The sequence below is a fragment of the Hyphomicrobium sp. genome, from assembly GCF_051860585.1.
GTDB lineage: Bacteria > Pseudomonadota > Alphaproteobacteria > Rhizobiales > Hyphomicrobiaceae > Hyphomicrobium_C.
In genome coordinates, this window is the sequence record NZ_JBHYDS010000003.1 from 57128 (window position 1) to 69875 (window position 12748).

Sequence of the window (12748 nt, forward strand, 5' to 3'; positions counted from 1 at the left end):
GTGGGCCCGAAACGCGAAAAACAACCATTCTCTACTCTTGCCCGACGTTTCTTCTTGATGTCGTGCGAACCATGTCACGTCGTGACCCTGTTGCGCTAGTCCGTCGGACACAGGTGGACGCATGGGGAAAGGGTAGGTCGTCCGGCACCACCCGCCGGGGTAGAGGACGTTCTAATTAACTCAATATCCGGACCGAAGCGACCAGGCCTGGCCGCTACCGGAGAGTGTGAGGCCCTGCCGCGCGAGCGCCGCCGCGAGGCTGGTCCCGCCGCCGGGATAACGCACCGACACATCCGCGGAATTCGATGACACCGTCCCGATCCGAACATCGTCGACACCCGGTGTCTCAAGGATATGCCGGCGCATGTCGTCCCATTCTTCAAGCGTCGAATAGGCAACCGCCATCTGGATGATCCCGCCCGCGCCGCCGCCGTCCTCGCCCTTGGCGACCTTCCACCGGCCTTCGAGCACGCCCTGCGTCACGACCGCCGCGAGTTCCATGGCGTAGCTGACATCGCCGCCTTCGAGATGATACCCGCGCCGCCATGACACGAGCCCGGCCGCATCGATGCCGGCCAGCGTGACATTGAGCTGCTTGTTCGACTCGTCGATCTCCGCAATGGCGAACATCACGAAATCGGCCTTGTATTCGGTCGTCAGAACGCGCTCGGCGGTATCGCCGCCGGCCAGCGCCGCATTGATCGTGTCGTCCTGGATCGACGGCAGCAGGGCCTCGATGCGCATCGGCGTGAGCGTGTTTTCGAGGTCGAGCACCTTCCACGCCTTGGTCCACGTGTCGCCGCCCGGACGGAACCGGACACCGCCGCTTGGGTCGCTCTGCGTCATCACGGGAATGAGCACGAGCGTCGGCGACTGCTCTTCGACGAACGGTACGCCTTCGCGCTTGAGAAGGCCGCGAATGGCATCCGGCTGAAATGAAAAATCGAGGCTGGCGATATATTCCGTCCGCGAATTGCTCTCCGAACGGATCGCGACGCCATCGACGAAGTTGGCGGCTTGCATAGACTTCAAGCGGTCGATCTGCGCGTACGCCGTCACGGGCACGAGGCGCTTGAGGAGCGCTCCGAATGCAGCCTGCTGCCCATCCGCGTGCGCTTTCTCTTTCGCCGCAACCGCGTCCTTGGCGGTCGCCTCAACGGGATAGTTGGCGATCGTGTAGACCTTGTCGCGCGGGGCGGCCGAAACCGGATGCACGAGGATCGCGACACCTGCCGCGGCGGCCAGCAGCGGCCGGGCGATGTGCGCAAAATAAGCAAATCGCCCGGGGCGGCAATTCGGCGTGTGACGTCTCAAAACCAGCCTCCAGCGCATTTCGCATCCCCGCCGCCGGGGGCATTCACAACCGCGACCCAAGCTCGCCGTAGCGCCCTTGTCCGTTGCCGATCCGCCCATGAGCTGGTACGAGGCCATCTCCTGACGACATTCGGGCGAAAATAGGGATCAAACCCTGCTGCCCGAGCTCATTTTGAGGACGTATGAGCCACCCAACGGACGGTTCGCCCGCACCGAGCATCACCTACCGCGAGTCGGGGGTAGACATAGACGCCGGCAACGCGCTCGTCGAGGCGATCAAGGGAATTGCCCGCTCCACCCGACGTGCGGGGGCCGACGCCGACCTTGGCGGCTTCGGCGGCCTGTTCGATCTCAAGCGCGCCGGCTACCGCGATCCGATCCTGGTCGCGGCCAATGACGGCGTGGGCACCAAGCTCCGCATCGCCATCGACACCGGCCGCCATGCCACCATCGGCATCGATCTCGTCGCCATGTGCGTCAACGATCTCGTCGTCCAGGGCGCGGAGCCGCTGTTCTTTCTCGATTATTTTGCCGTCGGCAAGCTGGATGTCGCGACCGCAACGTCCGTCGTGTCCGGCATCGGCGAAGGCTGCCGCCAAGCCGGCTGCGCCCTGATCGGCGGCGAAACGGCGGAGATGCCCGGCCACTACAAGGGCGCCGATTACGATTTGGCGGGCTTTGCCGTCGGCGCCGTCGAGCGCGGCGAGATCCTCCCGCGCCCCGATGTGACGGTCGGCGACCTGATTATCGGCTTGCCGTCCTCCGGCGTGCACTCGAACGGCTACTCGCTGGTGCGCCGCCTCGCCGCCGAGGAAAAGCTCGGCTGGGACGATCCCGCGCCGTTTGCTCCGGGCGTGTCGCTGGCCGACGCCCTGCTCGAGCCGACCCGCATCTACGTCAAGCCCGTGCTCTCGGCGCTCGAAGCCTGTGGGGGCGCCATGGAAGGCCCCATCAAGGCCCTGTCGCACATCACGGGCGGCGGTCTTTCGGAAAATCTGCCGCGCGTTTTGCCGCCGACGGTATCCGCGACCGTCGATCTCACAAGCTGGCATGCGCCGGCGGTCTTCGGCTGGCTCGCCAAGGCAGGCCGCCTGTCCGACGCGGAAATGCTGCGCACGTTCAACTGCGGGATCGGCATGGTCGCCGTCGTGGCCAAAGACGGGGCCGATGCCCTCGTTCGCCTGATGCACGAATGGGGCGAGGCACCGGTCATTATTGGCGAGGTTACTCCGCCCGGTGGCGAGAAGAGCACCGCCAAAGGCAAGGGCGAGGCGTGGGCGGTTACCTATGAGGGCGCGCTGAAGTTCATCGGCTGAGCGACGATCCCGAAGCGCAGCCGGCGACGCGAGACCGCCTCGCATCGTGGGTTCGGGCGCTGCTACGCTACGATTTCGGAGATGTCGCTGATTTGCGGAGGATAGGTCGGCCGGACGTTGTCCTGGTTCCAGATACCTTCCGCATACCGCGTTCCGCCTTCACCCGTCACCTTGACGTCGGTAAAGCCCGCAGCTTGAAACTTGCCGGCAATCATCTCGTTGCTCGCGATACGCTCGACGAAGCCCAAGGTGACGACCGACTTGTATCGTTTCCCTTTTTGGAGCGTGAAATCCATCTTGCTTACGCCTCCACATGGCTCAATCCAGGAATAATGATATAGCACGAACGAACACGCAGTGCCGCCTGTTCCTCGAAACGCAGCGCTGCAAGCCCCCAAACGCCGGCCGCCAAGACCCGCATGACCCGCATTAACGCCGCCAGCCTCACCCGTAACCTCCGCCTCAGCTGATCTCAAAAAATGACCGCACCCGCCAAACCCCGCATCGCGATCCTCATCTCAGGCCGCGGCTCCAACATGCAGGCCCTCGTCGAGGCCGCCCGCGCGCCCGATTACCCGGTCGAGATCGCCCTCGTGATCGCAAACCGGCCGGATGCACCCGGCCTCGCGTGGGCAAAGGCGCAGGGCCTTTCGGTGCTGGGCTTCGATCACAAGCATTACGAGAGCCGCGAGCATTTTGAAGGCCAGCTCCAGAACGTGCTCGAGCTGTCGCGCGTCGACATCGTGGCCCTCGCGGGCTTCATGCGGCTCATGACGGCATCGTTCGTCGCGCGTTGGTACGGGCGCATGATCAACATCCACCCGTCGCTTCTGCCCGTCTTCAAGGGCCTGAAAACCCACGAACGCGCCCTCGAAGCCGGCGTTCGCATCGCCGGCTGCACGGTTCATTTCGTCAGCGCGGAAATGGATGCCGGCCCGATTATCGGACAGGCGGCCGTGCCGGTTCTTGCCTCGGACACGGCCGCGACCCTGGCCGCCCGCGTCCTGGCTGCCGAGCATGTGCTCTATCCGCAAATGCTGGCGCTCGTAGCGACCGGAAAAGTCCGCGTCGATGGCGACAAAATCCAGTGGCAAGACGCTGGTATTACTGAGATTAACCAGTCTACGATGCTGGTCTCGCCATAGCCAGATTGGCCCGATACTGAACGTTCCAGATCATCGACCGTTGTATACGATTGGCCGAGCGCAATGCTGCCGCATGGACAGTCCGAAACGCACGGACCTAGAGTGCACTGGAAAGCGGCCTGCCGGACGATGACCTGACGCATCGTCAAAGTTCGCTCGCGGGTCACAGTGGAAACATCCGGCAACCCGCCACTGTGCTAAAGTACGCGCGAATTGAGGGCCTGCCTCAAAATTCCTTGCGCCCAATCAAAGCCTTGGGCGCGAACAAACTTGAGAAGAACAAGCCGCTCCCAGGCCTCTGCAGTACGAGGCCCAAGGGGCGGCGTTCGCTGATGAAAACCTTCGCTTGGGACCTTTTTGGCCCCACCGGATCGACCCGGAGAGAATTCGTATGACCGCAGAAACGACAGACCAGCAGTCCGGCTTCGGCCTCGGCGACGAGAGCAGTATCTGGTTCAATCTTTCGCCCTTGCTGAAAGACCCTGAAAACCCGATGCGCCTCCTGATGCAGATGGCGGAGCGCTACGGACCTGTCATTCCCGTCAACATGGCCAACCAGCGCGTCGTGCTCGTCACCGATCCCGAGTACTTCAAGCACATCCTCGTCACGAAGGTGGACAACTACGTCAAGTATTTCGACGGCCTGAAGCCGATCTTCGGCAAGTCGATGATCACGCACGACGGCGCGCTCTGGCAGAAGATCCGTATGCCTCAGCAGCCCGCCTTCCATCCCGACGCCTTCGGCGATTACATCCCCTACTTCATCGAAGCCATCAAATCGAAGATGGCCGCCTGGGGCGAACTCGCCAAGTCGGGCGAAACGTTCGAGATGGTCGAGCAGACCTGGACTCTCGCCGCAGACATGATCTGCAAGGCGCTGTTCGATCGCGACATGCCGTTCAATCCGCACTTCGTGTTCAAGTGCGTGAAGACCTACACGGACGTGTCGAACCACAAGGACATCCGTCTCAAGCGCCAGGCTGACGCGCTGTTCGAGGTCGGGGAGGAAGACACCGCCAAGGCCGTCGAGGCCTGGTGGAGCGTGCCGCCGGCCGTGTTCGCCGCCGACCCGCGCGAAGAGCGCGAGAAAACCCTCCTCAAGATGATCGAAGCGGCCGTTGCAGATCCGTCCATCCCGGAGTTCGACCAGCAGCAGGCGATCGACGAGATCAAGCAGTACCTGTGGGCGGGCACGGAAACGACCGCGCTCACGCTCGCCTGGGCGCTGTACCTCACGTCGAAGCACCCTGAAGCCGCCGAACGCATCCGCCGCGAAGGCGAAGCCGTGTGCGGCGACCGCGAGCCGACGGCGGCCGACTATTCGGCGCTGCAGTACACGCGTTCGGTCGTTCAGGAGACGATGCGCCTCTATCCCCCGGTGTGGAGCCTCATCCGCGTCGCGACGGAGGAAGACAACATCGCCGGCAAGCAGATCCTGCCTGGCGATCGCATCGTACTGTTCGGCTACGGCGCCCATCACAATCCGAAGTTCTGGAAGGACCCGGAGGCATTCGTGCCCGAGCGCTGGATGGACAAGACCCAGAAGCAGGTGAAGTACAGCTACATCCCCTTCGGCGCCGGCAAGCGCTCGTGCATCGGCGGCGCCATGAGCCAGGTGGAAAACACTCTGGCCCTCTCGATCCTGCTGCGCCGCTTCCGTCCCGAGTACGTCGGGCTCGAGCCGCCGGGCATCAACGCCACGGTGACCCTGACGCCGCGCGGCGGCCTGCTGTTCCGCGTCCGCGAGCTGAGCTAGCAATAAGCTTTGCTCTCTGCTTTTTCCCTCCCCCTTGCGGGGAGGGTCAGGGGTGGGGGGATGACACTGGGACGCCGGCTGATTCCAGCTCGAGCTTCGTCACCCCACCCGCCATCTCGCTACGCTCGAAGGCACCCTCCCCGTCAAGGGGAGGGCCAAGTGCCTCGCCGTATCCTCTTGCCGGCCAAATCGACCAACAAAAAAAACGGGCCCCGATCAGGGCCCGTTTTCGTATCCGATTGATGTCGCTGAAACGCGGCTTTAGCCGACGATTTCCTTGGCCGTGAAGAACAGCTTGATCTCGCGCGATGCGGACTTGAGGCTGTCGGAGCCGTGCACCGAGTTCTCGCCCTTGGACAGCGCGAACTTCTTGCGGATCGTGCCGCGCTTTGCGGCTTCCGGATCGGTCGCGCCCATGATCTCGCGATACTTCGCAACCGCGTCGTCGCCCTCGAGGACCTGAAGCACGATCGGCGCCGAGGTCATGAAGCTTACGAGCTCCTTGAAGAAAGGACGCTCTTTGTGCTCGGCGTAGAACTCCTGCGCCTGAGCCTTCGACAGCTTGACGCGCTTCTGCGCCACGATGCGCAGCCCGGCCTTCTCGATCACGGCGTTGATTTCGCCGGTGAGATTGCGGTTGGTCGCGTCCGGTTTAAGAATAGAGAAAGTGCGCTCTGTGGCCATTGGCTTTCGCAGTCTCCGTGTGCTTTCGATTCTTGCTTCTGTCGCGGCGGCTTATAGGGAAACACCACCGCCTTTTGAAGGTGGCGGCTTAACGCAGGTGCAGCCCGCGTCCCTAAACCCGACGAAAATGCCCTGTAAAAGCCCGGATTCAATGTCTGATCAGGCTCTGGCTGCGCAGATCGCACAGACTATCCCCGCTGTCCATGACGAACGTTTGAAGCGGATCGGAGCGACGGGGCCAACTTGTGGATAGCGGCCAAGTAACATCGAACGGATCTTGGACGGGGCATGGGCCGCCGCCACCGGCAGGGCGCTAAGGACTTGCACTGCCGTTCGGACTTCATGGTATGAGCAGGCATGAGCGGAACAGACACTAACTTTCAGTGGTTCATCGCACGGGACGGCCGGCAGCACGGCCCCGTCTCGGACGTGGAAATTCGCAAGCTCGTCGAACTCGCTCACCTGAAACCGACCGACCTCGTCTGGCGGCAAGGCTTTTCGGATTGGCGCACGGCCGCGTCGGTTTTTCCGATCCCCGAAGCTCAGGCCGCGGCGGCGCACGCACCCGCCGGACCTGCACAAACAGGGCAACAATCGCCCGGCCCGCAAGGAGCAGGCCCGCAGCACCAGTCGGGCGCCCCCGGCGCACAAGCTCCAGGCCACCAGTCGCCAGGGAGCCAAGGTCCTGGCCCCCAGTCGTCCGCGTTTCAAGTTCCCGGTCCGCAAACGATGGCTCCTGGCCCCGGCTTCGGATCTGCGCCAGGGCCGAGCTTCGGTTCCCCCCATGGCCAGCCCGGCCCTTCGCTCGGACAGCCCGGCGCCGGCCAGCCCTATTCCCCGTTTGGACAACCCGGCCCCGGCAGGGCGCCCGGCCCCGATCAGCTTGCGGCGACGCGCCCGCTCGGCAATCCGATGCCGGGCAACGGCCCCTTCCCCGCCGGTGGCCCCGGCCCGGGACCAGGACCAGGTCCCGGTCCCAGTGGCGGGCCCCGCATCACGACCGACATGCGCCGTCCCGAGATGTCGGCGCCACAGCGATCGAAGCCCGAGCCACCGCGCAAGGGCCGCCGCATGGCGCTGGTCGCGACGGGCCTGATCGCCATGACGGCCTCGGGCGCCTGGCTGACCAGCCAGTACAAGGACCAGATTTTCGCCCTCGTCCACACGCCGGCGGGCAACACGGCCGAAAGCGAAAAAGCCGGCGACGGCTCCACCGCCAACGCCGACATGATGGCAGACCGCAAGCCGGCGGAAACCGCCGCGACGCCCGTCGCCAATGTGGTGCCGGACACGGGCGAGATGGACCGGAAGCTGCAGGCCCGCCGCATGTGGGTGGCGATCAAGCAGCAGTTCCCGGAGCGCTATCAGGAGATCGTGACTCAGGGAGCTCGCCTCTCCGCCGAGCAGAAACCGCAGACCGAGATCACGGCCTACCTCGTCGGCGAGATCGTGAAGATCCGCCGCGAGAACGCTCCGCACGCCTTGGCCGCATCGACCGCGCGCCACAAGGAGCTGGCGGCGGCGTTCCTTGCCAACCTCAAGGAGCTCTCGCGTGAAGGCGGCGACGGCTGCTACGAGTTCATCTCACGCGGCGAGAACAGCGCGGCGATCCTGTCGCGCATCGACGACGCATCGCGCAGCGCCGAGATCGAAACGCAGCTCGTCGCAATCGTAGCCGCCATCGTCGAGGGCCGCACTCAGCCGGCCACGCACCCGGCACCCGTCAAGACCGACTATGACGTGCTTGCGGGCGAACTGGGCCGCCTCGGCTGGACGCAGGCCGACATGCGGCTCTTTGCCAATCCGAAAGAACTCGCCAAGGCGCCACGCGACCGGGTCTGCAGCATGCTGAAGGACTGGTTCACCGCGCACCTCGCGATCCAGGATCCCTCGACCCAGGAACGCCTGCTGTTCGAAACGCTGAAGCCCGTCGTCTCAGGGTAGTAGGGCGTGTCAGGGTAGGAAACGGCTGGCGATGATCGAACAGATTGTCAAAGTTCTCGTCACCAGCCTTCTTGTCGTCTCAGCCTCGGAAGCCGCCAAACGCAGCACAATTGCGGGCGCGCTGCTTGCCTCCCTGCCCTTGACCTCGCTGATGGCGATGGTCTGGCTCTATGTCGATACTCGCGATGCCGAAAAAGTCGCGACCCTCGCCAACAGCATCTTTTGGCTTCTGCTTCCCTCTCTGACGTTGCTGCTGGCCCTGCCGCTGCTTCTCAGAAGCGGAATTGGTTTTTGGTTGAGCCTTGCGCTTGCAATCGCACTGACCGGTGCGAGCTACGCCGCGATGGTGGCGTTGCTCCGGTGGCTGGGCATCCAAATTTAAGCCGCCACCGGCCGCAACGCGACGCCCACCCGCGGCCTCAGTGCGACGATCCCATTTTCATCAGCACGAGGCCGGATGCGATTAGGATCACGGCCAAGATCCGCGTGACGCTCAACGTCTCGCCGAGCATCAGAATGCCCACGACGAATGCGCCGATCGCGCCGATACCGGTCCAGATGGGATAAGCGGTTCCGAGCGGCAGCGTCTTCATGGAGATTGCCAGCAGCGCGAAGCTGCTGATCATCGTCACGATGGTCAGCACGCTCGGCCCGAGCCGCGTGAAGCCATCCGACTGCTTCATGGCCAACGACCAGACGACTTCGAGAAAACTGGCGATAAGAAGTGCAATCCAGGCCATGGTGCGGCCCTCCCACGAAATAGGGCCGGGCCGTCCCAGCGGAATTGTCCATGATTGCGAGGGCGTCCCCGCACCACCGGATTTAGAGGCGTGCGCAGACCCTTTCAAGCTGGTTTCACGCTTAAAGAGGGCTGTAGGTGGCGGCCTTTGGTCGCCCGCGTGACAAGCCGTCCGCGAGGGGGTATGCGCAGGGAGACCAATCCAGCGCCGCGCGCGCACCCCGACATGACTGGAAGCCCGAACCACATCGATGCTGCACATCAACGACCTCACCTACCGCATCGAAGGCAAGCCGATTCTGGAGGAGGCCACTGCCGCCATCCCCGAGGGCCATAAGGTGGGCCTCGTCGGGCGCAACGGCGCTGGCAAGTCCACCCTGCTCAAGCTGATCGCCGGCGACATACACCCCGACCAGGGCGGCATAACGCTGCCGCGCGGAGCACGCATCGGGCGCATCGCCCAGGAAGCCCCGGGCGGTGACGACAGCCTCATCGATTGGGTGCTCTCCACCGATCTTGAGCGCGCAAGCCTGCTTGCCGAAGCCGAAACCGCGACCGACCCGCATCGCATCGCCGAGATCCAGATCCGCCTGTCGGACATTCACGCCCACGCCGCGCCCGCCCGCGCCGCGAGTATCCTGGCCGGCCTCGGCTTCGACGAGGAAGCCCAGCGCCGCTCCTGCGCTTCGTTCTCCGGCGGCTGGCGCATGCGTGTCGCCCTCGGCTCCGTGCTGTTCCTGGAGCCCGACATCCTGTTGCTGGACGAGCCCACCAACTATCTCGATCTCGAAGGCACGCTCTGGCTCGAGAGCTATCTGAAAACGTATCCGCACACCGTGCTGCTGGTGAGCCATGACCGCGACCTCCTGAACCGGGCGGCCGCCGCGATCCTCCATCTCGATAAGGGCAAGCTCACGCTTTACGCGGGCGGCTACGACGACTTCGAAGAGACGCGGCGCGCCAGGCAGCGCCTCGAGCTCAAGCTCAAGAAGAAGCAGGACGACGAGCGCCGCCGCATCCAGGCGTTCATCGACCGCTTCAAGGCCAAGGCGACGAAAGCGAAGCAGGCCCAGAGCCGCGTCAAGGCGCTGGCCAAGATGCAGCCCATCGCCTCGCACGTGGAGGATCGCGTCGCCCCCATCGCGCTGCCGAGCCCGGAGAAGACGCTTGCAAGCCCGCTCCTGCGGTTGGAGAAAGCCTCCGCCGGCTACGACCCGGCCACGCCCATCCTGACCGGCCTCGACCTGCGCATCGACCAGGACGACCGCATCGCGCTGCTCGGCGCCAACGGCAACGGCAAATCCACCTTCGCCAAGCTGATCGGCGGCAAGCTGGCCCCACTCACCGGCAACGTGTACGGCGCCAACCGCGTCACGGTCGGCTACTTCGCCCAGCACCAGCTCGACGAGTTGAACCCGCTCTCGACGCCATTCGACTACGTCGTCAAGCTGATGCCCGAGGCGACGGAAGCGCAGCGCCGCACGCGGCTCGGCACCTGGGGCTTCGGCGCCGACAAGGCCGATACGAAATGCTCGAACCTGTCGGGCGGCGAGAAAGCCCGCCTGCTGCTCGCGCTGACCGCCTTCCACGCGCCGCACCTCCTGATCCTCGACGAGCCGACCAACCATCTCGACGTCGACAGCCGCGAAGCGCTCATCCACGCCATCGCGGAATACGAAGGCGCGGTCATCCTCATCAGCCACGACAGGCATCTCGTCGAGGCGACGGCCGATCGTCTTTGGATTGTCGCCGGCGGCACCGTGCGCTCGTACGACGGAGACATGGAAAGCTATCGCACCGAGCTTCTTCAAACGCGCGCGCCAAAGGCCGAACGGCGCAGCAACGGCGATGCGCCCGCGGATGCGCGGGCCAGCCGCGCCGATCAGCGCAAGGCGGCCGCCGGCCGGCGCGCCGAACTCGCGCCTCTCAAGAAGACCATGCAAACGGCGGAGAAGACCGTCGAGAAACTCGCAGCCGAGTTGGCCAGGCTCGATGCCCAGCTCGCCGCGCCGGACCTCTACGCCGACGCCGCGAAAGCAACCCGCGTCTCGCAAGAACGCGGTCTCACCGCGAAGCGCCTCGCCGAAGTCGAGGAAGCCTGGCTCGCTGCAACCAGCGCATACGAGGATGCCGAACAGGACGCGACCGCCTGACGCCGACGCGTCCAATCCGGCCAACGAAAATCGGAACTCTCCTTCTCCCAGCGCGTTTCTAGCGCAAGGAGACGTGCGGCATCCCTCGAGGTGCCGCCAGCGCTTGCGCCGTCTCCGCCGTTATCAAGGAGGAAAGATCATGATGTCCCAAAAGATCATGATGACCCAAAAGACCATGATGAAACGTGTGATCGCGCTGACATCGGCGCTGACGCTTGGCGCACTCGCCGCCCACGCCGAAAACATGATCAGCACCGACGGCCTCAAGGCTTCGACGAGCGCGGTGTCTGTCGGGTCCGTGACAGCCGAAAAGGATGGCTATCTCGTCGTCCACCGCACGGATTTCACCGGCACGCTTCCAGGCGCCGTCATCGGCCATGCGCCGGTCAAGGCCGGAGAGAATGCGGAGGTCTCCGTGCCGCTCACCGAGCAGCCGGAAGCCGGCGCTAAGCTGATCGTGATGCTCCACGCTGAGGGCAACAACGACACGACATTCGACGCGGCCGACAAGCCCGTGACCGCGGGCCGTGGGCCCGTCCAGCAGATCGTGACCGTGCAGTAAGAAAAGAAGGTCTGCGACCTGCTGAAACCCAGCGGCGAAAGCGGTCGCGGATCGCGCTTGATGTATCGCAGCCCGTTTTCGGACGAGTTGCCAGTCGCACGATCATGAGCAACCGGCGGTCCCCTCAAGGCCGCCGGTTTTCCAGTTGCTTGGACTAGTGCCGGATCATCTGGCTGAGAAGTTCGCGTGCGGTCTCCTCGGGCGGGGTCGAGCCCTCAGACGGCACTTGGAGACGGACCACGCCCTGAGGCGCCCAGTAGATCACCGCCACGGACTCCCCATCTGCGATGTAGGTCGCGTCGTGGTACTTGCCGTCTTTATGGACGCTGAATTTTGTCGGCGCGCAGGCGCTGCTCATGACCTATTCCCTTCAACCGACGTCCCCCGAAACAAGGCCTCAGCCTAGCCTGAATCGGGCCCTTCCCGCCCTACGTGCGAATACCTAGCCAATTCGCGGCGCCTCCCCAATTCGTGGCGTCCCGACGGGTTCCTTTAACCGGGACGACGACGCAGCGCACGCCGTCCCGCCGCGCACAAGGCGTAACTCCGGACTAGCCAGAGGATGACAACGGCGGCGTGCTTGGATTTGCCGAAGCTCGGATCGCTAATCCCAATCGGTGGAGAGATTGCAGACACTTGCGTGGGTCCCGGCCGTCCATGCGTAGCATGGCTCCGCCATGACGCCGGGATGACGTGGTGGGGAGGATCCGCTCGCTCCAAACTGTCATCGTTGCCAACATCTCTCGCACCCTCTGTCATCCTCGTGCCAGTCTCGGGCTCGCCCCGAGGTTCCAGCCTACCGCCTCTTCGCGCTCGCTTTTGCGCCGCGAGAGAGCCCAGCGTCCACGCCGCCGCCGACACACTCACGCCTTCGGGCTCGCGTTAGCGCGCGCGAGAGCCTGGAGCCAGTCGCATGCAGTTCGCTGGATCCTCGGCACGAGGCCTAGGACGACCGTTTGGGTTGAAGACGGTTCATCCATGCTCCGTCATCCCGGCGCAGGCCGGGACTGTCTCCCGGTGCCGAAATCCTCGTTCACGACATCACCGGAAAAGCGTTCCGTGTTGTCTGCGACAAGGATGGTCCGAAGGTGACTGACCCCGGCACTCCCGCCGGGCCTGCATGCAGTTCGCTGGG

At 64.4% G+C, this 12748-nt stretch carries 12 protein-coding genes; 7 read left to right on the forward strand and 5 right to left on the reverse strand.

Annotation, left to right across the window (positions count from 1 at the left end; all coding sequences use genetic code 11):
- Window positions 1–180 precede the first annotated feature (180 nt).
- The gene (locus ACTIFK_RS05915; protein WP_439542128.1) at window positions 181–1314 is read right to left on the reverse strand and encodes a DUF2066 domain-containing protein; all 1134 of its coding nucleotides are present in this window, start codon (window positions 1312–1314) and stop codon (window positions 181–183) included.
- A 182-nt stretch (window positions 1315–1496) separates the two neighbouring features.
- Between ACTIFK_RS05915 and purM the strand changes: the two genes are divergently transcribed.
- The gene (gene purM, locus ACTIFK_RS05920; RefSeq protein WP_439542129.1) at window positions 1497–2630 is read left to right on the forward strand and encodes a phosphoribosylformylglycinamidine cyclo-ligase; all 1134 of its coding nucleotides are present in this window, start codon (window positions 1497–1499) and stop codon (window positions 2628–2630) included.
- Between the two features lie 62 nt (window positions 2631–2692).
- Here the strand turns inward: purM and ACTIFK_RS05925 are convergent, their stop codons facing one another.
- Window positions 2693–2926: a hypothetical protein gene (locus ACTIFK_RS05925; protein WP_439542130.1), complete on the reverse strand. Its 234-nt coding sequence runs from the start codon at window positions 2924–2926 to the stop codon at window positions 2693–2695.
- Between the two features lie 183 nt (window positions 2927–3109).
- Here ACTIFK_RS05925 and purN point away from each other — a divergent pair, with 183 nt between their 5' ends.
- Both purN and ACTIFK_RS05935 read left to right on the forward strand, forming a co-directional pair.
- Window positions 3110–3775, forward strand: a complete 666-nt coding sequence (gene purN / locus ACTIFK_RS05930; RefSeq protein WP_439542131.1) for a phosphoribosylglycinamide formyltransferase — start codon at window positions 3110–3112, stop codon at window positions 3773–3775.
- Between the two features lie 391 nt (window positions 3776–4166).
- Entirely contained in the window at window positions 4167–5531 is a 1365-nt protein-coding gene (locus ACTIFK_RS05935; RefSeq protein ID WP_439542132.1) for a cytochrome P450, read from the forward strand.
- Between the two features lie 261 nt (window positions 5532–5792).
- On the opposite strand, the gene ndk is transcribed toward ACTIFK_RS05935, so the two are convergent.
- Window positions 5793–6215, reverse strand: coding sequence for a nucleoside-diphosphate kinase (gene ndk / locus ACTIFK_RS05940; RefSeq protein WP_439542133.1), 423 nt, complete (start codon window positions 6213–6215; stop codon window positions 5793–5795).
- A 357-nt stretch (window positions 6216–6572) separates the two neighbouring features.
- On the opposite strand from ndk, the gene ACTIFK_RS05945 reads away from it, so the two are divergent.
- Window positions 6573–8159 (forward strand): GYF domain-containing protein, encoded by a 1587-nt coding sequence (locus ACTIFK_RS05945; protein WP_439542134.1) that lies wholly within the window; start codon window positions 6573–6575, stop codon window positions 8157–8159.
- Window positions 8160–8190: 31 nt separating this feature from the next.
- Entirely contained in the window at window positions 8191–8541 is a 351-nt protein-coding gene (locus ACTIFK_RS05950) for a DUF3147 family protein (RefSeq protein ID WP_439542135.1), read from the forward strand.
- A gap of 37 nt (window positions 8542–8578) precedes the next feature.
- Here the strand turns inward: ACTIFK_RS05950 and ACTIFK_RS05955 are convergent, their stop codons facing one another.
- On the reverse strand, window positions 8579–8899 hold the full coding sequence (locus ACTIFK_RS05955; RefSeq protein WP_439542136.1) for a DMT family transporter: 321 nt from the start codon (window positions 8897–8899) through the stop codon (window positions 8579–8581).
- Between the two features lie 250 nt (window positions 8900–9149).
- Here ACTIFK_RS05955 and ACTIFK_RS05960 point away from each other — a divergent pair, with 250 nt between their 5' ends.
- Both ACTIFK_RS05960 and ACTIFK_RS05965 read left to right on the forward strand, forming a co-directional pair.
- The gene (locus ACTIFK_RS05960) at window positions 9150–11051 is read left to right on the forward strand and encodes an ABC-F family ATP-binding cassette domain-containing protein (RefSeq protein WP_439542137.1); all 1902 of its coding nucleotides are present in this window, start codon (window positions 9150–9152) and stop codon (window positions 11049–11051) included.
- 139 nt (window positions 11052–11190) lie between these two features.
- Window positions 11191–11613, forward strand: a complete 423-nt coding sequence (locus ACTIFK_RS05965; RefSeq protein WP_439542138.1) for a DUF7282 domain-containing protein — start codon at window positions 11191–11193, stop codon at window positions 11611–11613.
- 154 nt (window positions 11614–11767) lie between these two features.
- Here the strand turns inward: ACTIFK_RS05965 and ACTIFK_RS05970 are convergent, their stop codons facing one another.
- Complete coding sequence (locus ACTIFK_RS05970) at window positions 11768–11971, reverse strand: hypothetical protein (protein ID WP_439542139.1); 204 nt, start codon at window positions 11969–11971, stop codon at window positions 11768–11770.
- Window positions 11972–12748 lie beyond the last annotated feature (777 nt).

Excerpts from the sequence above, each read along its gene's own strand:
- purN (WP_439542131.1), top strand. The coding sequence starts at position 3,110 with ATGACCGCACCCGCCAAACCCCGCATCGCGATCCTCATCTCAGGCCGC.
- ACTIFK_RS05925 (WP_439542130.1), bottom strand. The coding sequence starts at position 2,926 with ATGGATTTCACGCTCCAAAAAGGGAAACGATACAAGTCGGTCGTCACC.
- ACTIFK_RS05960 (WP_439542137.1), top strand. The coding sequence starts at position 9,150 with ATGCTGCACATCAACGACCTCACCTACCGCATCGAAGGCAAGCCGATT.
- ACTIFK_RS05945 (WP_439542134.1), top strand. The coding sequence starts at position 6,573 with ATGAGCGGAACAGACACTAACTTTCAGTGGTTCATCGCACGGGACGGC.
- ACTIFK_RS05950 (WP_439542135.1), top strand. The coding sequence starts at position 8,191 with ATGATCGAACAGATTGTCAAAGTTCTCGTCACCAGCCTTCTTGTCGTC.
- ACTIFK_RS05965 (WP_439542138.1), top strand. The coding sequence starts at position 11,191 with ATGATGTCCCAAAAGATCATGATGACCCAAAAGACCATGATGAAACGT.
- ACTIFK_RS05970 (WP_439542139.1), bottom strand. The coding sequence starts at position 11,971 with ATGAGCAGCGCCTGCGCGCCGACAAAATTCAGCGTCCATAAAGACGGC.
- ndk (WP_439542133.1), bottom strand. The coding sequence starts at position 6,215 with ATGGCCACAGAGCGCACTTTCTCTATTCTTAAACCGGACGCGACCAAC.
- ACTIFK_RS05935 (WP_439542132.1), top strand. The coding sequence starts at position 4,167 with ATGACCGCAGAAACGACAGACCAGCAGTCCGGCTTCGGCCTCGGCGAC.
- purM (WP_439542129.1), top strand. The coding sequence starts at position 1,497 with ATGAGCCACCCAACGGACGGTTCGCCCGCACCGAGCATCACCTACCGC.
- ACTIFK_RS05955 (WP_439542136.1), bottom strand. The coding sequence starts at position 8,899 with ATGGCCTGGATTGCACTTCTTATCGCCAGTTTTCTCGAAGTCGTCTGG.